This window comes from Cetobacterium sp. (assembly GCF_051653945.1).
In the GTDB taxonomy this organism is placed as follows: Bacteria; Fusobacteriota; Fusobacteriia; order Fusobacteriales; family Fusobacteriaceae; genus Cetobacterium_A.
Window position 1 is genome coordinate 17,314 of the sequence record NZ_JBOFXD010000050.1, and the last position, 26,552, is coordinate 43,865.

The following is a 26,552-nucleotide window of genomic DNA, read 5'->3' on the forward strand; positions in this document are numbered from 1 at the left end:
CTATTTTATATGATATTTTTATAAAAATATCTCTTGAAGTTTCTTTGCTACTCCATTTTCTGCATTAGTATTTATCACTTCATTCTCAGGTAATAAAGCTTTTAATCTCGGACTTCCATTTCCCATGATAAATCCTTTTCCTACAGATGATAGCATTTCAAGGTCATTTAGTCCATCTCCAAAAGCGATTGTATCTTTAAGATCAATACCCTCAGCTTTTAAAACTTCCTCTATTGCACTAGCTTTAGAAACGCCCTCTCTCATAACCTCTAAACAAGATCCAAGAGAAAGAGTGATATTTAATCCTTCATTAAATTGTTTTCTTAATTTTTTCTCTAATTCAGAGATATGCTCTTCATCATCACATATAAAGAAAAATTTTGTAATCTCTTTTCCTACTAAAGATTGGAAAGGAGCTATCACATGATGAAATCCTGATTCTTTATGAAAAAGTAGTGCGTCCTCTAAAGGTTTCTCCGCATACCACTCCTCATCTAAATAGACATTCTTATGTAATTTTTCATTATAATTATAATTTAATAACTCTTTAGATAAATGAGCTGGAATATTGTGAGATATAATCTCTTTGTTATTATAGTCATGCACCTTAGCACCATTTGAAGTGATTAAGAAGCTATCTAACTCTAACATATCTTTAAATGTTATTGCATCATTGTGGTGTCTTCCTGTCGCTATTATAAACTTCACTCCAGAATTTACAACCTTTCTTATAGTTTCTTTTGTTTCTTCAGATATAGTGTGATGCTCATTTAAAAGTGTTCCATCTAAGTCACATATAATTGCTTTGTATTTCATTTGTTCTCCTTAAAATTTTTAGAAGTAGTACTTTGCTCCTACTCCTACTAAATATAAAACTCCGTCGTCTACAATAGGTGAGTCTGAAATCTCACTAGAGAATTTCTCCACACCTAAGAATGCCATAAGAGCCACGTTGTCAGTTAATCTATAATCAGCTGTTAAATTAAGCCCCATTGAATAAGCTGAATCCGCTTTATAAGCTCTGTCAATTTTACTATTTCTTTTTGCTTCGTCTGAAGTTACACCAAAGTAATAATCAGTATAATCTCCTGAATATCCTTTAACATGAATAGAAGGTACTATTGTAAGTTTGTCATCTACTTTATAAGCTTTAAATGCACTTATCTTTCCCTCTCCTCCGTGTTCTCCTACTTGAGCAGAAAGCCCAGTTCTAACTCCGTAGAATCCAGTATCAGCATCTAATCTAATTCCAAACATAGCTTGGAACTTTCTATCATCAATATTGTCGTATCCTTTTGCTAAGTCAGCACCATCTACAGCAAATCCAGCTAATGGATCAACAAATAGCGACGCAGCAAAAGCATCATCTTTATAAAATTGGTATCCTACAGTTACACCTTTAACATATAAATCATAATAATTAATATCTAATAGAGGCATTGGATATGCTTTATCTTCTGCACCCTTATACATACTGTCTGAAACTCCTACTCCAGCTCCTATCCCAAATTTATTTTCAGCTAATGCTGTAGCAGAAAGCGTTAATGCTAATAACCCCATTAATATTTTCTTCATATTAATCCTCCCTAAGTCACTTTTTCCCATAACTTTTTTCTTCTCTTTTAACTTTTATAAAGTTATATTTCCCAGATACTTTTCTTTTAAAATTAAAAAGATTATTTGTTGGAAATATTCCAATTCTTCTAATTTCAAATAGATCATCAGAAAAAACTATACTACCTGAATCAGTAGCTACTGCAAACTCATAGCCAGCCTCTTGAGGTATTCTTTTTACCTCTTCATTTAAACTACCATAAGGATATGCAAAAGATAATAAATCTTTTCCTATTATTTTTTCAATATTAGATTTTGAATTAATTATCTCAGATTTTACCTGTTCAATTGACAATTCCCCTAGTCTTGGATGAGTAGATGTATGCCCACCAAACTCTATTCCATAGTTTTGCATCTCTAGAAGTTCATCTTGATTCATTAAAGTAAATCTTTTTTCAGGATTTTCAAGATTGTCCACATCCCATTTATTATACTCTATCCCATCTAGTATATATATAATACCTTTAAATTGATATTTTTTCAAGATAGGAAAAGCATTTTCATAGTTATCTTTATATCCATCATCAAACGTAAGCATAACCCATTTCTTATCTTTATCAAATCTTTGTTTATACCTATTATTTAGCAAATCTTCAAAAGTTACAGTTTCGTATCCTTTCTTTTTAAGGTATTTCATCTGTTCTTCGAACTGCTCAGTAGTTACATAAGTGCCGTGAACTCCCTTTTCACTTTCATCTTTTATAACTCTGTGGTACATAATAACAGGCATCTCATATTTTTTCTTTTTTACAATCTCTCTTTGATAAATCTTTTCAATATTCTCAACTATAGACTCTATTGAGAACTCCTCTATAATTTTTTCTCTTAAAGACTTTAAATCATCTTTACTTATATTGAAACCTTTATCAATTTCTGGGATAACATCTATCCATCTAAATGTAGGAGTCTTATTTAAAGAGATATCCCCAAAATTTGATTTTAAAGCTGTATTTAATCTATCTAAAGTTACAATTCCTACAGACTCCGCTTCTCCTATTGCTAAAATAGGAACTTCACAAAGAATAGATTCAACTGCAACTCTTCCTGCTCCTATAACAATAGAGGACTCTCTTATTTTCTCAGAAACATTATTCACATATCCTAAAAATTCAACATTCCCTGTAAATTTTTTAAATCTTGCTGGAACCTCTTTTCCTCCAATAACTTGAATCTTAAAATCTTTTCTTTTATGAAGGATATCAAGTAAGTTGTAAGTAACATCTCCCTTAGGTCCAGAAAGTCTTCCTATTATAGATATAACTTTTTGATTCTTTTGTATATCGTCAACAGATTTTTTTTGATACTCCTTTGTATTGATCATATTTCTAAGAACTGTTATATTTTCAGGTTTAACCTTTAAATCATTAACAACATGATCTCTTATATTTTCACAAACACTTAAAGAGTAATCTCCAAATGCTTTAACTATTTTTCTACTCAAGTGCACAGGTTGTCTCCCGTGTATTGTTGTAATCAGGGGAATCTTTGCTATTTTACAAGCTATTGCACAACTCCAAGATGATGCTCTTGAATGAGCATGTACAACTTGAATATCCTTCTCTTTTATAATCTTAAGAAGTTTTCTAACTTGGCTAACTCTATCTTTAAATTTTCTTTTATTAAACTCTATTTTTTCATATTGTGCATTTGTAGGTTTAGTTAAAGTATCTGAAACTATATAAACTTTATTCCCTCTCCTAATAAGTTCATCACTTAGAACTGTTCCGTACACCTCAGCACCAGTTACTTCTAACTGTGAAAGTGCCATAAGTATATTCATTATTAAATCCTCCTACTACTTTAAATTTTCTGGATTCAATACTTCTAACTCTTCAATTACAAAGATACCATCTTTTCTAATTAAAACATCATCAAACCAAATCTCTCCACCACCGAAGTCTGGTCTTTGAATTAGAACTAAATCCCAATGTATAGCCGATTTATTTCCATTATCAGCTAATTTATATGCTTGCCCTGGAGTTAAATGTATACTTCCAGCAATTTTTTCATCAAATAGTGTATCCTTCATAGGTTTTAAAATATATGGATTTACACCTATTGCAAATTCACCAATGTGTCTTGCTCCATCATCTGTATTTAAAATTTCATTTAATCTTTCAGTATTGTTCGAAGTAGCTTCTATAATTTTTCCATTTTCAAATTTGAAACAAACATTTTCAAAAGTTGTTCCTTGATAAACAGATGGAGTATTATATGATATGATTCCATTTATAGAATCTCTTACTGGAGCTGAGTAAACCTCTCCATCAGGTATATTTCTAAGTCCACAACATTTTACTGATGGGATATCCTTTATAGAGAATGTTAAATCTGTTCCAGGTCCAACAATTCTAACTTTATCTGTTCTATCTAAAAGTGCTGTTAAAGAATCCATAGCTCTACTCATTTTAGAATAATCTAAGTTACAAACATTATAATAGAAATCTTCAAAAGACTCTAAAGATGTATTTGCAAGTTGAGCCATTGAATTATTAGGATATCTCAGTACAACCCATTTTGTATTATTAACTCTTTCTGATAAATGAACTGGCTTCATAAAGTAATCTGTATATATTTTCATTTTAGCTGAATCTATATCAGATAATTCTGATGCATTCTCAGAACCTCTAATAGCAATATAAGCATCCATGTCTTTCATTCTTTCTAATTCATATTTTGCCATTAACTCTGCCTGTGTTTGATCCATACCTTTTAAAAGTTCTCTTGTAACACTTTGATCTTTTATTGTCACAAAAGGGTGTCCTCCAGCAGCGTAAACCTCTTTTACTAAAGCTTTAACTAAATTCTTAGAGTCCTCTCCTATAGATTCAATTAAAACCTTTTCTCCTTTTTGTACTCTACATGAGTAAGTAACTAAATTTTTTGCTAGTATTTCAATTCTTTGATCCACGGTAACCTCCATTTAATCACGTATTATATTCTATAATTATACAATGAAAAGTTATAAATATATAGTTAATTTTTTACAAATCCTCTTTTAAGTTAAAAAAAAGATGTTATAATAACATATTATGTGGAGGTGATTTGATGAAACTATTTTTTTCCCCAAGCAAGGGAATGCACTATAAAACTTTTAAATATTCTGAGGATAATGATATTACAAATATTCCATTTAAAGAGAAAACAGACTTTTTAGTATCAGTCTTAAAAAATTTTTCTGAAGATGAGGTTTCAACTAAATTAAAAATAAAAGGTAAGATACTAGATGATGTTTTAAATATATATAGTAATTTTTATAATCAAGTGGAGAGAGAAGCTATCGCTCTTTATGATGGTGTTAGTTATAAGCAACTATGTATAGAAAATTTTTCTAGAGAAAGCTATAACTATATGAGAGATAATGTTTTTATCTTTTCAGCTTTATATGGAGTTTTAAATGCCTGTACTCCAATAAAACCATACCGTTTAGATATGACAAATAAAATACTTGAAATATCTCCATACGATTTCTGGAGAGAGGACATAGAAAACTATTTACTACAGTTTAAAAATGAAACTTTTATAAATATTGCGTCAAATGAGTTTTCTAAAATTTTAAACAGAAAAGTTTTTAATGTGGTAGATATTGAGTTTAGACAATATGAGGGAGATAAAATAAAAAATATTAGTACAGAAGCTAAAAAAGCTAGAGGTGCCTTATTAAATTATCTTATTGAGAATAAAATAGATTGTGTTGAAGATATTAGAAATTTTAACTCTCTTGGCTATATATTTTCTTCAGAACTATCTTCTGAAAAAGCTATTTTCTTCATAAAAAAATAGGTTAGATTTTTCTAACCTATTTTTTATCTATCAAATCAGCAACTATTTTAGCTGATCCATAAATAGTAGGAAGTCCACTTCCTGGATGAGTTCCACCACCGACTACAAATAAATTTTTATATCCTTCCAATTCATTATGCGGTCTAAACCATAACATCTGCATAATATTATGCGATAGATTGAATACAGCACCTCTATATACATCATAGTCTAACTCCCAATCATTTGGAGTTATTACTTTTAACTCCTCAATGTGATCTCTTATCCCTTTAAACTCTCCTATTTTTTCTAATTTATCTAAAAGAAGTTGAGTAAAATCATCCTTTTCTAATTCCCAATCTATTTGAGAGCTATTATTAGCTACTGGAACTAAAACATAAACTGAAGATTTTCCTTTAGGAGCTAATGTAGTGTCTGTAACTGATGGATTTTGAATATAGAAAGAAAAATCTCCACCCACATCTTTATTTTCAGATATTTTTTTAACATTTTTTTTATAATCTTTTGCAAAAATTATGTTGTGATGAGAAATATTTTTATAAACTTTATTTATTCCTAAATACAGCATGAATGTTGAACACGAATATTTTTTCTTTTCTAAATTTTTATCAGAATACTTACTTCTCAACTCTTGTGGAATTAAATTTTTCATTGCTGTTGAAAAATCAGCATTTATTATTACAGAATTTCCTTCTATAACACTTCCATTATCTAACTTAACACCGATAGCTTTTTTATCTTCAAACAGAATCTCCTTAACTGGAGTTTCTAAAAATATCTCCCCTCCTTTTTTTATAATGAGCTCACTCATTATCTTTGAAACTCTATTTAGTCCACCTTCAATATGAAAAACTCCATATTTATGTTCAAGATATGAGATCATAGAAAAAGTTCCAGGAGCAACCCATGGGGACATTCCTATATACTTAGCTTGGAAAGTAAAAGATAATTTTAACTCCTCCTCTTTGTAATAATCTCCTAAAACATCATATATTGATCTATGAGCATCTAAATAAGGAATGGCTTTTAAAAAATTAGGTTTTAAATAATCAACCAAAGAAAGATATGGAACTTTTAAACAAGGTTCTAGTTTTGAAAATTTTTTAGCCTCTCTATTCATATAGGCATCGTAAGATTTTGAGCTATATGGAAATATTTTTTCCATCTCTCCATACATAAGAAATTTTTGATTATATGAATAGGGATTAAAATCATCTAGCCCATAAAATTTTAATCTATACATTGGATTTATTTCTATAAGATTTAACTGTTCGTCTAATCTCTCCCCAGATTCAATAAATATCTCCTCTAAAACTTGTGGCATTAGAAAAAATGTTGGTCCTAAATCGAATTTGTAATCTCCTAAATTAAAAGAAGAATTTCTTCCACCTACATAAGGTTTTTTCTCGTAAATTTTAACAGAATATCCTTTACTAGATAAAAGTAGTCCTGCTGCTAATCCTCCAGGACCAGCCCCTACAATTATAATTTTTTTCTTTTCCATTCCCTCACCTCCCATTACGTGTTTACTTTATATATTTTCATATATTAGTGTATACTCGACCAAATTCAACTTTCTTTTTTAAAAACATTTTTTTTGTGATATAATTTTTCTAGCTATTTTAGTAATTGGAGGAGGTTTATAAAGGTGTTTGTTGAAGAAAGAAAACAAAGCATTTTAAATATATTAAAACAAAAAGAAAAAGTTTCTGTTAATGAATTAAGCGATCTTTTTTCTGTGAGTAAAGTTATCATCAGAAAAGATCTCTGTCAAATGGAAGAGGAAAACCTTTTAATTAGAACTCATGGTGGAGCTATCTTAAAAAGAAAAGTTGTAGATAAGATTATTTTAAAAGATATTGCTAAAGAGGATTTAGAAGAAAAAACAGCATTAGCAGAAAAAGCTATTTCTCTTATTCAAGATGGGGATATAATTTTTTTAGACGATTCTACTGAAATGATAATCGTTGCAGCACTTTTACAAAAGAGAAAAATAAAGATTTCTGTTATAAGTAACGTACTTGAAATACAAAAGATTTTATCTGAAAATAAAGGAATTGAGATTATATCTTTAGGTGGAGTATATGATTCAAGAACAGATTCTTTTATAGGAGAAATGGCTCGAGAAAATTTAGAGTATTTTAATCCAAATAAGGTTTTTATAGGAATCGGTGGAATAAATGTAGATAAGATGCAGTTAAGTACCTATACTATTGATGAAGGAAAATTTAAAAGTACTGCACTTAAAGTCGGACAAGAAAGTTTTATAATAACTCAAAGTAAAAAATTTTATCAGGATTCTATATTTAATTTTTCTAAGATTAAAGAGGGAATGACAATTATTACAGATTATAATCTTTCTGAAGATTTTGAAAAAAAACTTATAGAAAACAACATTAAAATAATAAAACACAAATAACTTTAATCAGTTCTAGGGTAATGATTACTTCAGAACTAAAAAAATCCCCTCTCATAATTATTGATTACTCTCTAATTAGGAGGGGGATTTTTATATATTAATTTTCTTTTGGAGGTTCTGTTTCATCTTTTTCTTCATTTTTTTTACAGCAATTTAACTTCTGAAGTTTCTCTTTTGCTAAATCTTTTCCACCAATTCCAAAAGCTATTGCAAAGGCCACTGCTAAAGCACCAACAGTAAATCCAAATGCTAAATTTATAATCTCATTAGCTATTCCCATCTGTCTTAGTCCCATAGCTCCAACAAAAACTATTATAGCTACTTTTGCTATATTTGATATCTGATTTTTATTTACTAAAGATGTATTTTTTATTATTTTAGCAACATAGTTTGCTATAACAATTCCAATTGCTATAACTATAACACCTAATAAAATATCTCCCAATAAGATTGTTAATTTTAAACTCAAATCTTGTAGTGATCCAAAATTTAAAATCTCTATTGATTGAATTATTGCAAAGTAAATTATTAAAATTTTTGAAAACTTACCAATTAATTTAGAGTAATTATTTTCAATAGTTTTTAATCCTGCTTTTTCAAGATGTGAATCAAATTTTAAACCTATTAATAAATTTGTTATTATACTTTCTATGATTCTACCAAAGTATAGTGCAACAACTAAAACTAATGCTACGCCTACTAAATTTGGAACATAGTTAAATAAGATATTTAGCATACTTATTACAGGGGATATAATTATATCTAATCCTAAATAGTTTAAAGATGCTGAAAATACTGGTATTAATACTAATACATAAACTATATTGGCTACTACACTTGAAAGTTTCCCCTCAAATAATACTTTACCATCTACGCTTAGTTTCTCATCAAGTTTAAAAGAATCTAAAACACCTTTTAAAATATCTCTTAATTTCGAAGCGATAAACCAACCTACAACTAAAACTAATGTAGCAGCAACCAAACTTGGAATATAATTTAAGAATTTAGTCAACATATCAGTAATTGGAATTAATATTTTGTCTAATTTTAACGCTGCTAAAACTCCTGGTAAAATAAGTATAAATATTACTAATGAAATAATTTCACTAAATATTTTAGATAAAGATATTCCATTCTCGTTTGAATGTATCTTTTCATCAACTTTCATTTTTTTAAAGAATAGCTCAGAAAACTTTTGAGAAAGTTTTGCTAAAATAATTGCAACTATTAAAAGTACTATTCCTCCTAATACATTAGGAATATATGAAAAGATTGGATCTAAAAGATTTAAAATAGGATTTACCAATCTACTAAATCCTAGTTTTTCCATAATTATACCTATTATAAAGATTACAAAGATATAGTAGATAAACTTAAGAAGTATTTTTATTGCTGATGTACTTGTTCCACCCTCTTTTCCAGTGATCTCATGTTCTAAGTTAGAAAATAGTTTTGTTTTAGTTAGGATATGCTCTAACTTACTAACTACAATTGATGCTAAAGCCAATCCCACCAATAGTATAATAACCGATGCAATGATATTAAGTGTTACATTGTTGAGAATTAAAAGTTTAATCTCTTCCATTTTTTTACCACCCTCCTATTTCTTCTATTTTATTTATAATCAGGCAAATTATAAATATTGCTATAAAAATTGTTATTGATAAAACCATATTCATCACTTCCTAATTAATTTTATTTATAACTTTTTTTACTAATATTTTTAAACATTTCTTTTTTTAATATTTACTTTTTTATGTTTTTTGTGGTATTACTAATAATATAAGGAGGTGGATAAATTGAATTTAAGATTTATTAAAAAGATATTTTCTTTTGTTTTTTTATTATTAATGATTATCGGTTGTTCTAATAATCCTTATAAATGGGAATCAACTCAAGTTGCTATCAATAATTCATATAAACTGCAAACAGGAGATATTATTATAAAAAATAAACTAGTTACTGACCCTATCTCTTGGTTGGGACATAGTTCTGTTATGATTAGTGATACTCATATTGGAGATTTTCCCATGCCAGGTAGTGATTATTACACAATCAGTGTAAAAGCTTGGCTTAATGAATCTGACCGTAAAGTTATTGTCTTAAGATATTCAAAATTCAATCAACAATTTAAAGAGGCCTTTTTGAAAAATGTAGAAAAGTATGGTCATGGTAAATATAAACCATCTTTTTTTAAAAATAATGAAACAGATTTCTACTGCTCTAAGTTTGTTTGGTTTTTATTTTTTAAAACTTCTCAAGATTTAGGATATAATTTAGATTTAGATTCAAATAAAGGTCCTATTATTTTCCCGTATGATTTCTTAAACTCTGAAAATTTAGAACAAGTTATTCTTTAACTCATTTTAATTTGTTGACCTCCTATTTTAAAAGTTGTATAATTTATAAGAAGTTTTAATTACTAAAAGGAGAAATTAATGGATAGGCAAGTTACAATTGAATCAGTTAAATTAGTTGAACAACTGAAAAAAATATTTCCTAAAGATGGTTATCATCTTATCAGTTTACAGGAAAAGTTTTACATTTGGGAGAAATATATGGATATTTCAAAAGATAAACCTATTGAGGAATATGATACTGGAATAAAAACAAAAGATTTATTAAGTCCAAATGAAAAAAAGTTCTATGAAAATCTACATGGGAATATAAAGCCTGAAAACCTTATAAATTTTAATCTAAAACCAAAATTAATTGAAAATAGTGATGATACTCTTAGTAAAACTTTAATTCTAGGAGAGGATTTTATAAATACTAAAAATCAGAGAGTTTTAAAATTTACTTTTTTAAATTTTAGAGGTTATGATATTGAAGAGTTGAAGCAGAAAAAGTTTTCTGAGAAAGACTTTATCGATTCTTTAGTAAATAGTTTTCATCCAAATAGCGTTGATAAAATAGAAGTAGACGAATCAGAGTATTATTTTTTTGAAACTGAAAAAATCGTTATTCCAGGTATTATTATCTTAGCTGTTTCTATACTTTTTATGATTTAAAGATATTTAAAGGATTTAAAAGATATTTTATGTATATATTTGTATAAATATATTACGGAGGTCTTATTATGTATTATAGAGAATATTTTTTCTATCTAAAAGAAAGATTACCAGAGAAATGCTATGAAGTGCTTAAAGAGTGTTATAAAACACAAAAAAATGATATAGAAAGTAATTTTAAATTATTGCACAACTCTGTAGTAAAAGTTGAAACTGTTGATATTTTATTACCTATTAAAGAAACTTACTACCATATGGATTATGAAATTCTATTGAGAGAAGAACTTATAATGAAAGATCACTCAAGAGAGAATCGTTATAAACTTGATCGTTTTGGTATATATCTTTTACACTATTTAAATGATTAAACTTAAAAATAAACGGAGGCACTATGAAAGAAGCAAAGAGCTTTGCTGATACCTTATATCTTTTAATGGAGGATTTTGAATACACTATTCCAGAACTGGAAGATGATATTTTTTCACTTTTATGTGATGAGTTTCAACTTACACTAACAGAGGAAAATAAGCATCTTTATTTTCTTTTGGAGAGTTCTAATTTAGATCAAAATATTAAGCTAAATACTGAAAGAGTTGAATATGATGGAGAGGAGTTCTTTATTATAACATCTGTAAAAGTAGCTTAGGGAATAGTTTAACTATTCCCTTTTTTCATACCCTATTTCTTTTAATTTATCCACTATCTCTTTATCACTTAAAATTTCTAAATTCAAAAGTTCTTCATAAGGATTGCCAGTCAATTTTAAAAGTTTAGCAAAAGCAGGTTCTGTTTTTACACCCTCTCTTTTTAAGATGATTATCATCTCCTTAAATTTTGAATTAGCACAATTTAATAATCTACTTTCAATAATCATATGCCTATATCCGTTTGTTTGAGCAGGTATAAGCTTTGAAGCATATATTTCTATCTCTATATTATCTACAAAAAAGTTAGTTATAACTACTTCATCACTTAAAAATTTATCTGAAATTTTAAAGTCTTTTAATTGGGAGAAGTTTTTAATAATAATGTTTTTTAAACTCTCTTTATTTTCCAGATTAATTTGACACACTATATCTAAATCACTTTTTTCTATATCAATTTCAATTGGTATAGTTCCAACTAAAATTGGTTTAAATTCTTTTAAAATATTAAAAATATCTATTTTTTTTAATATTTTGTAACTTTGCATCTGCTTTAAATTTCCATTTTTTAAATACTCTATATTTTTAAATTTCTCCATATACAACTCCATTTTCGTTTGTTTTATAATTATTAAGTACTTTTTTAAAACGTCATTTCTTTTTTGTTTTACTATTTAAAAACATATTTGACATTTATATACATTTATAGTACTATATCTATGAAACCGAATTTGATTGAATAGATCTATATACCCCCCAAAAATCTATTTTAATCTTTTTTATTTTTTAACACTCCCCCGTGTTAATAAAAACTCCTTTTCCCCAAAAGGAGTTTTTTTATTCTCCAATAATTTTAAAATAAAAAAGGAAATAAAAATTTTATAAGAATAATATTTCAGAAGTTTAGAACTATAGGAGGTTTATATATGAAAAAATTACTTTTAAGTTTAACTATTTTATTGTCACTTACAACTTTTGCCAACTCTAAAGAGGATATGATCGAAATGGGATTGATGAATAAGTTTCCTACTTTAACAGATGGTAAAACAGCTATCAATGTTTATGAATATGATGTTGATTTAGACCACCACAAAATAGAGCTAAAAGTAGAACTAAAAGGCGATGCTTCAAAAGAGGAATATAATAAATTAGACAAAGCAAAACTAGAAACACTTGCTTCTGAAATGGCAAAATATACTCAAACTGAATCAGGAAAAACTCTTCCAGTTTATGTTGAGATTGAACTAGATAGAGATATGCTTCCAGATGAAATTTTATATAAAAATACTTTTTAAATAAAAATTAAACTAAAAAGGCAACTTTCAATTTTTAATCATTGAAGTTGCCTTTTTTTAAAATCTAATACCCCCGTATTTATTCATATAATATCATATTCTCAAACTAATTTCAAGTTGTTTGTTCATTTTTTGTAGTTTTTTACTCAAAATCATCTATTAAAAAAATTTTTTTAATCCTATCTGAGATTTGCTCAAAATAAATTGACTTATCTATATAATAATCTATAAAAGTTTCATCTAAAATATTATAATTTTCTAATCCCTCTAATAAATCTGAGCGATTAATAATCAGTCTATCTTTAAAAATTTCATTGATATATTTTTTTATATCTTTAGCTGAAAAAATAGATATATATTTATCAAAAAATAGATGCAAACTATTCTTTGTATAATTTTCATAAAGCTCCACTGCATCAAAGTGATTTTTTATATAGTTTATATTATTCACGTACTTTTTAAACTCATCAATAGGAATTACAGATCCTGAGATATAAAATATACTGTCTATATAAACTAGATAGGGTTGTATCTTGTAGATTGTTTCTAATTTCTTATCTATTAAACTATTCATGCCTCTCCTCCTTGTTTAATCCCATATCTGTTATTCTATTCTACGAAATAGTTTCTATATTTCTTTTTTTTGAATAAAAAAAGTAACAACATCACATTGTTACTTTTTCTAATTAACTACCCCATCAAAGGTTGATAGATGTTTAAAAGTTCTTCACCCAAAAATCTTTCTCCTACTTTTTTAAATCTATCTATATCTCCTGTTACGAAATAGTCTATATTTATTTTTTCTTTTCTACTTTTTTTAAATCCATTTTTTAACGCCAACTTATTTAATTCAAACAGCACATGCATAGCAGTTTCTTCAGCTGGATCCACTATTTTTGTATCTATTAATTTTTCAATCTCACTTCTTATTAAAGGGTAGTGTGTACAACCTAAAATTAAAGTATCGATATCTTTTGGTAATAGATCCACATATGATTTTAAAAGTTTTGTATTTCTGTCGTTATCCTCCCACCCTCTCTCTATCATAGGACAAAGAAGATCACAACCTCTTTGAAAAACTTCATATTTTGGATTTAAAGTTTTTATTACCTTTTCATAAATCCCACTTTTAGCAGTTAGTGGTGTTGATAAAACACCTATTTTTTTATTTTTACTTTGCTTTATAGCCATAGCTGCACCAGGTTGGATTACTCCTATTATTGGAACACTTGTAAACCTTTCTCTGAGAGTATCTAAAGCTGCTGCTGTTGCAGTATTACAAGCTATAACTATTATATCCACTTGATTATCTATTAGAAACTCTCCTATGTTTAAACAAAGTTCTTGAATCTCTTTTACACTTTTACTTCCATAAGGGGAGTTCATACTATCTCCATAATATATTACATCTGCAAAGTCTATTTTTTCTTTTATTTTTTTTAACACGCTTAATCCGCCAACTCCAGAATCAAAAACACCAATTTTCACTTTGCCCCTCCCTTTTTAATTATATTTTATTTTCCAAAAATATTTATAAATACTGTAATTAAAGAAGCATTAGTGAAGTCAATAAATAAAGCTCCTACTAAAGGTAGCACGAAAAATGCTGTTGGTGATGGTCCATTTGCTGCTGTAAACGATTCCATGTTTGCCATTGCATTTGGTGTTGCTCCCATTCCAAATCCACAGTGCCCTGATGCCATTACAGCTGCATCATAATCTTTTCCCATAATTCTAAATGTTATGAAGTATGCATATAACGCCATTATTGTTGTTTGAACTAAAAGAATAACTACCAGTGGAATTGCTAATGCTGCTAACTCCCATAACTTCATAGACATTAAAGCCATTGCTAAGAATAGTTGTAAAGATATATTTCCAACTACATTTATTGTATGTAGTGGTAACTCTGTATCTTTGTTATCTATAACATTTCTTATAATAGCAGCTACTAACATTGGCCCTATATATGCAGGTAAAACTATTCCCACTTTTTTAGATAGAGGTATTAATAATCCTCCAATTCCCATTGATATAACAATGTAAACAATTGCATGAAAAAGATTTTCTTCTGTAATTTGCTCTTTTACAACATTTTTTGAATCTTCTTCTGGGATTAAAAACTCCTCCTCTTTATGCCCAACCAATCCATAACGTTGCATCACTCTTTTTGCAACTGGTCCACCAATCATACATCCAGCAACTAATCCAAATGTTGCTGAAGCTATTGCAACTGACATAGCTCCTGTTGCTCCTGCTGCTTCAAGAACTGGTCCAAATGCTCCAGATGTTCCATGCCCTCCAGTTAATGGTACTGATCCTGCTGCTATTCCTAACAGTGGATTTAAACCAAAAAACTTAGCTAATGTAACTCCTACAAGGTTTTGAATTATTACTAACAAACTTGCTACACACAAAAATATAAATACCTGAATACCACCTTTTTTTAACAGTTTTAAACTTGCTAAGAAACCTATTGTTGTAAAGAATGCTATCATTAAAAGATCTTTTAATGCTCCATCAAATGAGAACGTAAATGTTTGTGAAAGTCTACCAATCAATGTAAATACTGAAAATATTACTCCACCAATTACTGGAGCTGGTATAAAGAACTTTTCAAAAAAATTAACTTTTTTCTTAACCCATCTTCCAAGCAATAATAAAACAACTGCTACTGCTAAAGTTTCTGCCATGTTAAATTGATATTCAAACATAAAATCCCTCCTACTATATTTTTGTATTTCATCTTGGCACAAGTATACTTCTTAAAAAGTACAATTTCAAATATATAAATAATATATAATCTATTTCTTAAATATATACATATTTTATATTTAATCTCTATTTGAGCGTTTTAGTCATTTTTTATCAATTTTTGAAAAATATTTTTTCTAAATAAATACAAATTGAAATTAACTTTTACATAATTTTTTTTAAAGGAGATTTACCATTTTAACAGAATAATAAAATATAAGATAATTTTATTTTTAAGGAGGGATTTCAATGCAAGAGTTTAACAAAAAAGTTTTTACCTATCTTTTAGTAACAGGAATTCTATTTAGTTTAGTTGGAATTTTTGGAATTTTTAGCCCCACTATATTCTCCATATATTTAGTTGATATACTTGCAGCATTTTTCTTAGTTAGCGGTGTTAAAAACTTTACTAAAGGATTCCAATTTAGAAAGGTACCTAACTTCCATTGGGGACTTTATATCTTTATAGGTGTTTTAGAGGTAGTAATCTCTTTATCTCTATTTAGCACTCCATTTGCTAGTCAAATATATATGATTATATATGCTGGAATTTTCATGATTTTCAAAGGAATATTCATTGTTTTAAACATTTTATTCAACAGAAAAATATTCCCAAGTTTAGTTGATTTTAGTTTAGGTTCTGGTGTTATAGATCTACTATTTGGTGTGCTTTTAGTTGCACTACCATTTTTCTCTCAACAGTTTATATTCTTATGTATTGCTTGGTATATACTCTTTAGTGGAGCAAACTTAATCTTATCAGCATTTTACTTTAAAAGATCACAATAAAATTTATTGACCAAATATAGTAAAGAGGGTAGAACTCAGTTCTACCCTCTTTTGCTTATTTTTTAACTATTAGTTGCTCTTTTTCTCCATCTATCTCTAAAACTTCTCCAAACTCTAGTGTCAACATTGGAGTACAGTGTCCAGATCTTAAATTATAACAAACTGGTTTTTTTAAATCTTTAAAATGACTATCAAAAACATCCTGTAAAGACATATCATCCTCACTTGATTTGTCACAACTCTTAAAATCTCCCAGCACTACCCCAGAAACTTTATCAAAAATTCCTCGGTTTTTTAACTGCCACAACATTCTATCCACCTTATATGTTGTTTCTCCAATATCCTCTAAAAATAGAATTTTATTGTCATACTCTAAATCAAACTCTGTTCCTAAATTTGATACTAAAACTGCTAAGTTTCCTCCAATTAGTTGTCCACTTCCTTTTAAACTGTTATAAAAGTATATTTTTTCATTAAAGTTTTTCATTATATAACTTTCATTACTACTCATAACTTTTATAAAATCATTTAAAGTATCTAAACTATAGTCTTCTGAAAAATTACTTACAGCCATAGGTCCATGAAAAGTTTTCAGATGGCATTTTTTAAAAAATGCCATATGTAAAGAGGTCACATCACTATATCCTATAAAAGGTTTTGGATTATTTTTTATAACTTCATAATCTAAAAGTGAAAGCATTCTAATGCCTCCATATCCACCTCTTACACACATAATTGCATCTACATCTCTATCTTGAAAAAAACTGTTAATATCTATAGCTCTATCCTCATCTGTTCCAGCAAAAGAGTACCATACATTTTTTACACTTTTTCCAATTTTAATTTTAAAACCTAATTTTTCTAAGTTTTCAATGGCACTTTTCAATTTATCTTTATTAGCACTACTTGCTGGTGCAACCAGTCCAAGAGTATCTCCTATTTTTAATCTTTTCATATATTACCACAACCTAACTAAACATTAGATTACAAATCCACACTGCTGCTAAAATTCCAGCTATATCAGCTAATAGTCCTGCTGCAACTGCATGTCTTGTTTTTCTAATACTAACAGCTCCAAAGTAAACTGCTAAAACATAGAAAGTTGTTTCTGTTGATCCCATCATAACTGAAGCCATTCTTCCAATCATAGAGTCTGGTCCGTAAGTTAAAAAGATATCATTTAAAATCCCTGTTGACCCTCCTCCTGAAAGAGGTCTCATAATAGCCATTGGTAAAACCTCTCCAGGCATTCCTATAAACTCTAAAATTGGGTTTAAGTATCTTATTATTACATCAATAGCTCCTGAGCTTCTAAAAACTCCAATTGCTACTAGCATAGCAACTAAAAATGGAATGATTCTAATAGCTGTAGAGAATCCCTCTTTTGCTCCTTCACAAAACACCTCATATACTTTTACTTTTTTTACAAAGTACGCATATGAAACTATAAATAGTATAATTAAAGGAATTGCATATAGAGATATTCTTTCCATTATAAGTGTAAACATTACTCATCCCCTCCCACAGCATCTGTTTTTACAACTGTTTCTCTTTTAAATGAAGGCAACTTTTGTAAAACTTTACATGATACAACTGCAACTATTGTTGAAATTGCTGTTGCTATTATTGTTGGAGCAATTATTTCTGTCACGTTTGCTGAGTTTGCTGCTGCTCTATAAGCTATTACACTTGATGATATTAAAGTAACAGAAGATGTATTTATAGCTAAAAACAATACCATTGCATTTGAAGCTTCCTCTTTGTTATCATTTAGCTCTTGTAACTCCTGCATAGCTTTAATTCCTAATGGAGTAGCTGCATTTCCTAATCCAAAGAAATTTGCTGCTACGTTAGCTACAATACTTCCAACTGCTGGATGATCCTCTGGAATCTCTGGAAATAATCTTTTCATTACGGGTCTTAAGCCTCTTCCCAAAGCCTTAACTAATCCCGCTTCTTCAGCAACTTTCATCAATCCTAACCAAAAGGCCATAATTCCAATAAGCCCTATTGCTATCTCCACCGCTGTTTTCGACGATGATATAACAGAATCTGTTACCGCTTGTACATTTCCTGTAAACATTGAAACAACAATTCCAATTAATATAAGTCCTAACCATATTGCGTTTATCATGCTTGTTCCCTCCCTTTATTCTCTTTCTGTAATTTTATTTGATAAATAAAATAATATAACCACTATTATTATATTTACAGATGATAGTGCCGCCCCTTCTAAAAGCTTTTTATCTGAAAAAAGTGAATAGTTAACTAAAGCTATAGTTGGAAAATCTCTTCCAAGCTGCATTGAGTATGAGATTGTAAACTCTCCCAAAATTATTGCAAATATCTGTAAATAAGTACCTAAAAATACATTTTTTAAAATAGGACACTCTATTAATAAAAATGTTTTAAAAGGTGAAAGTGCATCAATTTTTGCTAAATCCAATATATCCTTTGGAAACTCTCTCACATATTGATACATAAAAGAGTAAGCTATTGGAACTGTCACTAAAAAATAACCAATAACTAAAAGTATCCAGAGTTTTATATCATAAAGTATATTTATATAGATTAAAGCAATCCCTAGAAATGCACTTGAAAATCCCATTGTAGAAAAAACAATAGCACTTGTTACTTTGGTAAAATTTTTAAGTAATAGGTACGTAAAAACAATTACAAATACTGGTGTTATTGATGCTAAAAGTAGAGAGTTTCTAATTCCTTGTAAAACTGGATAGTATGCGTTAAAATCACTAGAAAAAAGTTTATAAAATCCTTCTAAAGAAAAACTACCAGTATAATAGTTATAAAAACCATAGAATACTCCTATAAGAACAACTGAACACTCTAGCAATAGATATATTGTTGTCCAAATCGTTGTCAGTATGGAAACTTTTCTTTCTCTGAAATCATCTTGTAACTCATAAGGTGGGTACAAATCACCTAAGAGATTTAGAACTATTAAAAAGAAAAATTGTACAACTCCTAACACAAGAGCTTTTGAAAAATTTGCATCTCTTAAAAGAGTATTTGCAATTTCAACCTCTAGGTTAGAGTAGCGAATTCCTCCCAATGCTAAGACAATTCCAAAGGAAGCAAAGGTATATATAAAAACTAAAAACATTCCTCTAAAAACTTGAGGAAATATTAACGGAAGTTTAATTTTAAAAAATATATTAATCTCATTTAAGCCATCTATTTTAGCTGCTTCAACTATATTTTTAGGTATATTTCGCATTCCCTCACTTAGATACTTTATCATAATGGGACTATTATAAAATACATTTGCAAGTATTATAGCTTTTAGTGTATACAAAACACTAAAGTTTTTAAGAATCGGGAGATTAAATATAAGTGTAAAAGCCACTACTGTTGATATGGTTGGAAAGAAAAATGGAATAAATATAAGCCCCTCTAATATTTTAGTCAGTGGATTCTTTTTATAGCTCATATAATAAGCTGGGATAATGGCAATTACTGTTGAAAATATAACTGACAATATCCCTTGAGTTAAAGATATTTTAAAAAGTTGAAAGTTTTCATAAAAACTCAAACTTCTAATCTCTTCAAAATGAAAGAAATCCTTTATAAAAAATATTAGAGGGATTCCCCATAGAATAAGATATATATAGCTATAGGTTTTATTTTTCCTCATTATTTTTTCAATACCTCTATTAGTTGTTTTTTCCAATTTTCCATATTTTTATTCACATATTCCGCATCTAATTTAACTATTTTATCTGTTGTAGGTACATATTTATAGTCATCTGGTAACTTATAGTTTATAACAGGGAACATATAATTTTTTTCAAGAGCAAGTTTTTGGAACTCAGGTTCTAACACAAAGTTTAAAAACTCCTCAGCTGATTTTTTTATATTTTTCTTATTAACTAAAGCAGCACCCTCTAAATATATATATCCTCCCTCTTCAGGTATATAACTTTTATATTTATTTTCATTTCCATCTTGATAGAAGTAGATTGAGCTCGAAGCATATCCACTCATAATAGCTCCCTCTCCTACAGAGAATTTAGCAAAAGAATCCGACCATCCTGAAGAAACTGTTAATACACTTGGTTTTAAACTCTCCCAAAACTTTAACCAATTTTCTCCGTAAACCCCAATAGTCCAAAGCATAAACGCTTCTCCTGTAAAACTTCTTGGGTCTTGAACCAATAGCTCCTTTGGATATTTTTTTAAATCTTCAAAAGTTTTTAAATCTGAACCTATTTTTTCATAGTTATAATTTAGTGCGAGCATTCCATAATCAATAGGTGTAACTGACCACTCCTTATCAATTACAAACTCCTCTCTTGCAATATTTCCAGCAGTAGTTGGTTTATATTTTTTTATAAGATTATCTTTCTTAGCTTCTAAATAGTTTATATCTGTTAGACCTACAATTATATCAGCCTTTGGATTTTTCTTTTCTAATTTCATTCTAGGTATAACTCCATCAATTGGAACATACTTAATCGTTGCCCCTGTTTTCTCCTTAAAAATTACCCCAGCTGAACTTTCAATCCATTTCATTGACTCTGGTCCATAAACTACAATCTCTTCTCCAAACGATACTAAACTCATTAAAAATAATCCTGTTAAAACTGTTTTTTTCATTTCATCCCCTTTAATTATTTTAATTTTTACAGTTTAATTTCTAAAAACTCACCAGACACTTTATAGTTGTCTATCTCTCCTAAACTATATAGATGATTTTCTACAATTTCAATATACTCATCTAACTGGGCTTGATTTATTCCTCCAGTTTTATAATCTATTACAAGAATATTTCCGTCACTTGTTGGTGTAGGTTTTTTTATCATAATTCTATCTATTCTTTTTAACTTTCCCTCATCATATATCTCATACTCTGGGTATATATAGTCCCACTCCTCTGAGAAAATAATTGGGTTGTCATTAAAGAACTTTTTAAACTCTGGTCCTTCAAGAATATTTTTTAGCCTTTCCTCTCCTATTATAGATGCATATTTTGAGTAAGTTCTATTTTTTGCCTCTATATGTTCATCTAAACTATTATTTATTATAAACTCTAAATAGTAGTGAATGGCATTACCCACTCTTCTTTTTTCCTCTGTCACTATATCAACTAAAAGCATTCTATTTGGCTGTTCACACTCTTCTATACTCTTTTCAATAAAATCTATAGAATCTAATAGCTCTATATTCTTTACTCTATGTACACTTTCATTTTTTTCAGTCCTACTAATTTTACCACACTTTACGTTAAATAGTCCATCTATTGAGTTCTTTAAATATTTATTTTCGCTTCCTCCCATAACTAAAAATAAATTTTTCTTAGCTCTTGTAAGAGCAACATAGATATTATTTATCTCCTCTTGGTCTTTTTTTATCTCTAACTCCTTTAAAAAGTTATAACTATCTCCTAGATAACCTAAGATTTTTTCATATTTTTTATCTACAAATATAAAATTCTCTATTTCGTTAAAAGGCGATTTAAAATCTATATGGAACTGTATCCCACTCTCTAAACCTCTTTTTTGTCCCTGATGGAAATAGTAAACTGTTTCAAACTCTAACCCTTTAGATTTATGGATACTTAAAAGAGTTATAGCCTTTTCCTCCTCTAAAGATACCTGCTTAAATTTAGGATTATCTTTTTCATTTATGAGTGAGTTATAAAAATCAAATATATTTCCATGCTCTTTAGACATCTCTAAAAATTGGAATATATTTTTTAAATCTGATTTTCCAGAGAATATTTGAGAGATATTAAATGCCTCTATTACATCTAAAACAAAGTTTTTATTCTCCAATCCCTTTTTAGCTATTTTCTCTATTCTATTTAAAACATCTAAAAGACTGCTTGGAGCATCTTCTGGCATCTCTTCTAATTTTTCTATAATCTCTTTATTTTTTAAGACAATTTTCAATTCAGCATTCCCTATTTTTATAACATCACTTCTTAAAAATTCAAGGAGTGAAAATACATCTCTATTCACAACAAATTTTAAGATTTTAAAAATCGGATTAACTGCTCTGTGATATATAATAGAGTCATTGGAATCTATTACAAAAGGTATTTTTCTATCACTTAAAGCAATAGCTATCTCATTTAGCTGTTTATTACTTCTTGCAATTATACCTATCCCACCATAGTTCCCATCAAAATTAGTTTCAATAGAATCCACCATAGTTTCTACCATATTTTCCTCTTCTAAAACTTCATCCTCATCCTCTAAAGGTTCTTTTTTTGTTAAAACTTCAAAGTATCCAAGTTCATCACTTTTTCCATCCACTGGAGTAAACTCCCACTTATAACTGTGATCCTCTAAAGCTGCAACCTCTTCATATGTTTCAGCTACTCCATTAAATACACCATTTGTAAAATCCACTATATTTTTACAACTTCTATAGGAAACACTCATAGTTTCCTCTTCTACTCCTATTATGCTTGGAAGGTTTTCAAAAAGAGCTTTCTCTCCCCCTCTCCAACCATATATACTTTGCTTTTCATCTCCAACACATATTAGATTTTCACAACTATTTATAAGTCCTTTTAAAATTCTCCACTGAAGAACACTTGTATCTTGGAACTCATCTATAAACACTGTTTTAAATTCACTATCAAATATATCTTTAAAGTAATCTGTTATATATCCATCCTTTATAAGATTTATCTCTTCTCTATCTATATATTGGAACATATAACTACTTATATCTAAATGGGTAAATCGTTTTTCATTAAATTTTATATTATCATATATCAAGTATAAATTTTCAATAAAGTATAGTATCTCCCTTTCAAAAGATAGAACCTCTCTGTTGAAAACCTCTTTAGATATCTCCTCTTTCAGTTGATCGAAGGCTCTTTGTAAAATCTCTATCTCACAATCTAAGTCAATCTTACTTGTTGTTTTTACTCTCCGCCCATCCCAACACTTATCACTTTTAATAATTTCATTCCAATTTTCAACTGCATGTTCTCTATGAACTGAACTATCTTTTTCTAAAACCCATTTTATGATTTTACTCATGTAGTCAGATAGATCTTTGCCATCTTTCTTTTTCTCTTTTACAGCTAAAAAAGCATCAGTTAAGTGTTTAATCAACTTCTCTATAGATATATCTGAGTCACACTCATCCTTATTTTTTAACTTTTGAGACTGTTCAATTAAAATTAGTTTCCATCTATTATCAATTAGATTTTTTAGTATATCCAAATACTTTTCTATACTACGCTCTGTTCTGTTTTGTAGAAAAATTTTAAATCTATCAAACTCATTTTTATCCTCTACAATTTTTTCAAAACATTTTAATAGAATCTCAATATTCTCAGTATCATCTATAATCTCATATGAAAATATATTTAGATATGGAGCTATCACATTTTTAAATATATTATTTATAAAACCATCAATTGTTGAAATTTTTAATCTATCTTTATTATCTAAAACCTCATAATAAACTTTTCTAACGTTTTCAAAAGAAAGGTCTATCTCTGGGTATAAGTTTTTTAAATTTTCATATAGTGATGACTCTTTATCTCTATACATCTCCTCTAAAAATAGGATAACCCTCTCTTGAATTTCAGATGTAGCTTTTTTCGTAAAAGTCATTACTAAAACATTCTTATAATTTTCACCTTTTAAAAGAGTAGCTAAATACTCTAAAGATAGTCTATATGTTTTTCCTGTTCCAGCACTAGCTTTTAAAACTATCCCTTTCATTTAAAACTCCCTCCTACAGATATTTCCATACTCACAGTATAAACATCCACTTTTCTTCTCACTTAAAAAGTAGTTCTCACCTTTAAAAAACTCTATCAATCGCTCTTTTAAAAGCTCTCTTGTGAGTTTAGGTTTTTCTTGATTCTCTATACTTCCTTCAAAAGCGTTATATATAGATTTTTGAGCAGCATTTTCATCTCCATATAGCATAATTGTATAAAAATCCAATTGGTTATCTATTTTACTTCCTGTTTTAAAATCTATAATATGGTTGTTTGTTGTTGTTTCAATTACAAGGTCAACTCTACCATTTAAAGTAACCTCTACATCCCCTTTTAAAAACGGCTCTTTTCTACTGTTTTTCTCACTCTCTATACGTTTAACTTTCTTTTCTATGTACAGATTTTCTATCTCTTTATAGAACTTCACTATATTTTTTGTAAAACGTGGAATTAATATCTGAGTAAAATAGTTATCTAGATATACTGGAACTCTTTTTCTATTGGCATAAAAACTCTTATATAGTAGTTCCTCTACCTCTTCATTTGTCACTGAATAGTCTGAAACATTCAGAATCTTTTTCCACATCTTATCCGTTAATTTTTCAAAAACCTCGTGTACATACGTTCCTATAAATTTAACTGACAAACCTAAAGAGTCCTCTTTTTCAAAAGAGCTTAGTCCACAAATTTTATCTAAATAAAATCTATATTCACACCTAGTCAAAGTGTCATAATCATATGGACCTATACTTAGCTCTCTATTTTTAAAGTCATCTCTATTTTTCAACAATTCTTTTTGAATAAACTCTCCAATATCATTTGATTTAAATGTCATTAATCTCTCTAGTATGTCCTCACTATAAATAGTTTTTTCAAGTTTACCTATACCATATCTATTTAAGACTTCAGAAAGTATAGGAGATACTCCCTCTCCACTATTTTCATTTTTTATATAGATAACTGTATTATATCTATTTTTTAAAAATCCTTGATAAAATCTATACTTTTCCTCTTTTCTTTCCTTTTCATAGTAAGTAAATCCATTCTCTTTTTTCTGTTTCTCTGTTAAATAAAGAGAATCTCTTTTTACTCTAGGAAGGTATCTTGTACTTATATTTATAAAAATTGACTCTCTTGATGGAGTAACCTTACAATTTTCCATTGGTTTTATTAGATATTTCCCCTCACTGTCATCATTTCTTATAATCTCAACATCATTGAAGTATTGAAGTAAGAATTTTAAAATATCTCCACCATTTCTAAAGCAACTTTTAATCTCTCTTTCCTCAAGCATTATCTCAGTTGTTTTAGCATATCCCATATACTCTTGAAGTTTATCATAAAAATCTACATATATTTTCTCTCTAAACATATCTAGTGATAAAAGTTCATTGAAGTATGTAATAAATTTATCTATACTTTCAATTTTTGATACTTTTACAATATCTTCATAGATTTCAGAGATTTTTTCATTACTCTCTGTTCCTATATACTTATAATCCCAATCTATTTGATTATAGATGTACTCCATATCCTCTTTTGTTATTCCATAGTATTCTTGCATCTCTAAATTTTTAATTCCCTCTAAAAATTTTTTAATAGGAATTAGGTTATCCATTCTAGGTTCCATTGCTCCTATAAGTTCACTTTGAGCATTTAAAAATTTAAAAAACTTAGTGTCATTTAAAGTATAGAAGCTACCTCTCATAAAGTTATTCGGAAATATTTTGGAATACTCATTTGTATCAGCTTCTGGAGAAAAAATATTAGTCATATGATTTTTCATTTTCATAATATCTAATAGATTCCCTATAAGTTCTAATTCATCTTGAACCTCTAATAGTGATATCTCTACTTTTTGTGTTCTAGGTAGGTGTACCTCTTTTAACTCAAGATTTTCCTCATCAAAAACTCCAGGTTCCCCTTGAACTCTAATTACAACCTCTATAAACTCCTCTAGCTTAGATATTACATATTTATCTAAAGGTGAAAAATTCACTATATCTACAAACACTATTTTTTTATATTTTTTAAAGATTGTTAAATCTAGATATTTTATATCCTCAACCCAGTCTTTTGGTATATAGTTTCTTTCAGTCAAATATACCTCATACTTTTCCTTAAATCTATGAAATATTTCAAAATATTTTTTTTGCCACTCCTCTAGCTCTATATCCTTTTCACACAAACTTCTGTTTAATTCAGTATAGTATTTAAAAAACTTATCTGAAAACTCAATGGATTCAAAATAGTTATTTATATTTATCTCTGCAAACTCTTTTTTCATATAGTTATATAAACTCACAAATCTTTTTGCTTCACTTAAAATTATCTTATCTGTACTAAACGCTACCCCTTTAAACTCATCTATTGTTAAATAAAGTGGATCTGGTTCAAAGATATTTCTTTTACTCTCTTTTCTCTGACTATTTTTTAAAGGATAGTCAGAAAACACATATACAACAGAGGGATCTTTTTTCAATCCCTGAATTAAAGACCCCCCGTAACTTATATACTCAAACTTCATTGTTC

The 26,552-nt window shown here is 28.4% G+C and carries 25 protein-coding genes; 8 read left to right on the forward strand and 17 right to left on the reverse strand.

Features of this window, described 5'->3' with window-relative positions:
• Nucleotides 1-18 precede the first annotated feature (18 nt).
• From ACRC8M_RS04895 to ACRC8M_RS04910, 4 genes are read right to left on the reverse strand one after another with little or no spacing between them, the layout of a single operon-like run.
• Entirely contained in the window at nt 19-816 is a 798-nt protein-coding gene (locus ACRC8M_RS04895; protein WP_438528120.1) for a Cof-type HAD-IIB family hydrolase, read from the reverse strand.
• Between the two features lie 18 nt (nt 817-834).
• Nucleotides 835-1,575 carry a MipA/OmpV family protein gene (locus ACRC8M_RS04900; protein ID WP_438528121.1) on the reverse strand — a complete coding sequence of 247 codons (741 nt, stop codon included), beginning with the start codon at nt 1,573-1,575 and terminating at the stop codon, nt 835-837.
• 16 nt (nt 1,576-1,591) lie between these two features.
• The gene (locus ACRC8M_RS04905) at nt 1,592-3,394 is read right to left on the reverse strand and encodes a polysaccharide deacetylase family protein (RefSeq protein WP_438528122.1); all 1,803 of its coding nucleotides are present in this window, start codon (nt 3,392-3,394) and stop codon (nt 1,592-1,594) included.
• 15 nt (nt 3,395-3,409) lie between these two features.
• Nucleotides 3,410-4,525 carry an aminopeptidase gene (locus tag ACRC8M_RS04910; protein ID WP_438528123.1) on the reverse strand — a complete coding sequence of 372 codons (1,116 nt, stop codon included), beginning with the start codon at nt 4,523-4,525 and terminating at the stop codon, nt 3,410-3,412.
• A 137-nt stretch (nt 4,526-4,662) separates the two neighbouring features.
• Between ACRC8M_RS04910 and ACRC8M_RS04915 the strand changes: the two genes are divergently transcribed.
• On the forward strand, nt 4,663-5,397 hold the full coding sequence (locus ACRC8M_RS04915) for a YaaA family protein (protein ID WP_438528124.1): 735 nt from the start codon (nt 4,663-4,665) through the stop codon (nt 5,395-5,397).
• Between the two features lie 16 nt (nt 5,398-5,413).
• On the opposite strand, the gene ACRC8M_RS04920 is transcribed toward ACRC8M_RS04915, so the two are convergent.
• Nucleotides 5,414-6,901, reverse strand: coding sequence for a phytoene desaturase family protein (locus ACRC8M_RS04920; RefSeq protein WP_438528125.1), 1,488 nt, complete (start codon nt 6,899-6,901; stop codon nt 5,414-5,416).
• Between the two features lie 144 nt (nt 6,902-7,045).
• Here ACRC8M_RS04920 and ACRC8M_RS04925 point away from each other — a divergent pair, with 144 nt between their 5' ends.
• Nucleotides 7,046-7,816 (forward strand): DeoR/GlpR family DNA-binding transcription regulator, encoded by a 771-nt coding sequence (locus ACRC8M_RS04925; RefSeq protein WP_438528126.1) that lies wholly within the window; start codon nt 7,046-7,048, stop codon nt 7,814-7,816.
• A 97-nt stretch (nt 7,817-7,913) separates the two neighbouring features.
• Here the strand turns inward: ACRC8M_RS04925 and ACRC8M_RS04930 are convergent, their stop codons facing one another.
• Nucleotides 7,914-9,401, reverse strand: coding sequence for a mechanosensitive ion channel (locus tag ACRC8M_RS04930; protein WP_438528127.1), 1,488 nt, complete (start codon nt 9,399-9,401; stop codon nt 7,914-7,916).
• A 214-nt stretch (nt 9,402-9,615) separates the two neighbouring features.
• Here ACRC8M_RS04930 and ACRC8M_RS04935 point away from each other — a divergent pair, with 214 nt between their 5' ends.
• The 4 genes from ACRC8M_RS04935 (at nt 9,616) to ACRC8M_RS04950 (ending at nt 11,473) form a co-directional block, all read left to right on the forward strand.
• Entirely contained in the window at nt 9,616-10,176 is a 561-nt protein-coding gene (locus ACRC8M_RS04935) for a YiiX/YebB-like N1pC/P60 family cysteine hydrolase (protein WP_438528128.1), read from the forward strand.
• A gap of 78 nt (nt 10,177-10,254) precedes the next feature.
• Nucleotides 10,255-10,827 carry a hypothetical protein gene (locus ACRC8M_RS04940; RefSeq protein WP_438528129.1) on the forward strand — a complete coding sequence of 191 codons (573 nt, stop codon included), beginning with the start codon at nt 10,255-10,257 and terminating at the stop codon, nt 10,825-10,827.
• A 68-nt stretch (nt 10,828-10,895) separates the two neighbouring features.
• Nucleotides 10,896-11,195 carry a hypothetical protein gene (locus tag ACRC8M_RS04945; RefSeq protein ID WP_438528130.1) on the forward strand — a complete coding sequence of 100 codons (300 nt, stop codon included), beginning with the start codon at nt 10,896-10,898 and terminating at the stop codon, nt 11,193-11,195.
• Between the two features lie 23 nt (nt 11,196-11,218).
• Nucleotides 11,219-11,473, forward strand: a complete 255-nt coding sequence (locus ACRC8M_RS04950; protein WP_438528131.1) for a hypothetical protein — start codon at nt 11,219-11,221, stop codon at nt 11,471-11,473.
• Between the two features lie 12 nt (nt 11,474-11,485).
• Here the strand turns inward: ACRC8M_RS04950 and ACRC8M_RS04955 are convergent, their stop codons facing one another.
• Entirely contained in the window at nt 11,486-12,070 is a 585-nt protein-coding gene (locus ACRC8M_RS04955) for a DUF4269 domain-containing protein (RefSeq protein ID WP_438528132.1), read from the reverse strand.
• A 327-nt stretch (nt 12,071-12,397) separates the two neighbouring features.
• Here ACRC8M_RS04955 and ACRC8M_RS04960 point away from each other — a divergent pair, with 327 nt between their 5' ends.
• On the forward strand, nt 12,398-12,766 hold the full coding sequence (locus tag ACRC8M_RS04960) for a hypothetical protein (protein WP_438528133.1): 369 nt from the start codon (nt 12,398-12,400) through the stop codon (nt 12,764-12,766).
• A 142-nt stretch (nt 12,767-12,908) separates the two neighbouring features.
• Here ACRC8M_RS04960 and ACRC8M_RS04965 read toward each other — a convergent pair whose 3' ends face one another.
• The 3 genes from ACRC8M_RS04965 to gltS all read right to left on the reverse strand — a co-directional run bounded on the left by ACRC8M_RS04965 (nt 12,909) and on the right by gltS (nt 15,480).
• The gene (locus ACRC8M_RS04965) at nt 12,909-13,340 is read right to left on the reverse strand and encodes a hypothetical protein (protein WP_438528134.1); all 432 of its coding nucleotides are present in this window, start codon (nt 13,338-13,340) and stop codon (nt 12,909-12,911) included.
• A gap of 116 nt (nt 13,341-13,456) precedes the next feature.
• Nucleotides 13,457-14,254, reverse strand: a complete 798-nt coding sequence (murI, locus tag ACRC8M_RS04970) for a glutamate racemase (protein WP_438528135.1) — start codon at nt 14,252-14,254, stop codon at nt 13,457-13,459.
• 26 nt (nt 14,255-14,280) lie between these two features.
• Nucleotides 14,281-15,480: a sodium/glutamate symporter gene (gene gltS, locus ACRC8M_RS04975; RefSeq protein WP_438528136.1), complete on the reverse strand. Its 1,200-nt coding sequence runs from the start codon at nt 15,478-15,480 to the stop codon at nt 14,281-14,283.
• 289 nt (nt 15,481-15,769) lie between these two features.
• Between gltS and ACRC8M_RS04980 the strand changes: the two genes are divergently transcribed.
• Nucleotides 15,770-16,309: an HdeD family acid-resistance protein gene (locus ACRC8M_RS04980; RefSeq protein WP_438528137.1), complete on the forward strand. Its 540-nt coding sequence runs from the start codon at nt 15,770-15,772 to the stop codon at nt 16,307-16,309.
• Between the two features lie 55 nt (nt 16,310-16,364).
• Here ACRC8M_RS04980 and ACRC8M_RS04985 read toward each other — a convergent pair whose 3' ends face one another.
• The 7 genes from ACRC8M_RS04985 to ACRC8M_RS05015 form a co-directional block, all read right to left on the reverse strand.
• Nucleotides 16,365-17,264 carry a S66 peptidase family protein gene (locus ACRC8M_RS04985; protein ID WP_438528138.1) on the reverse strand — a complete coding sequence of 300 codons (900 nt, stop codon included), beginning with the start codon at nt 17,262-17,264 and terminating at the stop codon, nt 16,365-16,367.
• Nucleotides 17,265-17,277: 13 nt separating this feature from the next.
• Nucleotides 17,278-17,817: a spore maturation protein gene (locus ACRC8M_RS04990; protein WP_438528139.1), complete on the reverse strand. Its 540-nt coding sequence runs from the start codon at nt 17,815-17,817 to the stop codon at nt 17,278-17,280.
• A complete protein-coding gene (locus tag ACRC8M_RS04995; RefSeq protein ID WP_438528140.1) occupies nt 17,817-18,443 on the reverse strand; it encodes a nucleoside recognition domain-containing protein in 627 nt (208 codons plus the stop codon). The genes ACRC8M_RS04990 and ACRC8M_RS04995 overlap by 1 nt, the downstream gene beginning before the upstream one ends.
• Nucleotides 18,444-18,458: 15 nt before the next feature.
• Nucleotides 18,459-19,862, reverse strand: coding sequence for an ABC transporter permease (locus tag ACRC8M_RS05000; protein ID WP_438528141.1), 1,404 nt, complete (start codon nt 19,860-19,862; stop codon nt 18,459-18,461).
• A 101-nt stretch (nt 19,863-19,963) separates the two neighbouring features.
• Nucleotides 19,964-20,926 (reverse strand): thiamine ABC transporter substrate-binding protein, encoded by a 963-nt coding sequence (locus ACRC8M_RS05005; RefSeq protein ID WP_438528142.1) that lies wholly within the window; start codon nt 20,924-20,926, stop codon nt 19,964-19,966.
• A 26-nt stretch (nt 20,927-20,952) separates the two neighbouring features.
• Nucleotides 20,953-24,018 carry a UvrD-helicase domain-containing protein gene (locus ACRC8M_RS05010; protein ID WP_438528143.1) on the reverse strand — a complete coding sequence of 1,022 codons (3,066 nt, stop codon included), beginning with the start codon at nt 24,016-24,018 and terminating at the stop codon, nt 20,953-20,955.
• Nucleotides 24,019-26,547 carry a PD-(D/E)XK nuclease family protein gene (locus ACRC8M_RS05015; protein WP_438528144.1) on the reverse strand — a complete coding sequence of 843 codons (2,529 nt, stop codon included), beginning with the start codon at nt 26,545-26,547 and terminating at the stop codon, nt 24,019-24,021.
• Between the last annotated feature and the right edge of the window lie 5 nt (nt 26,548-26,552).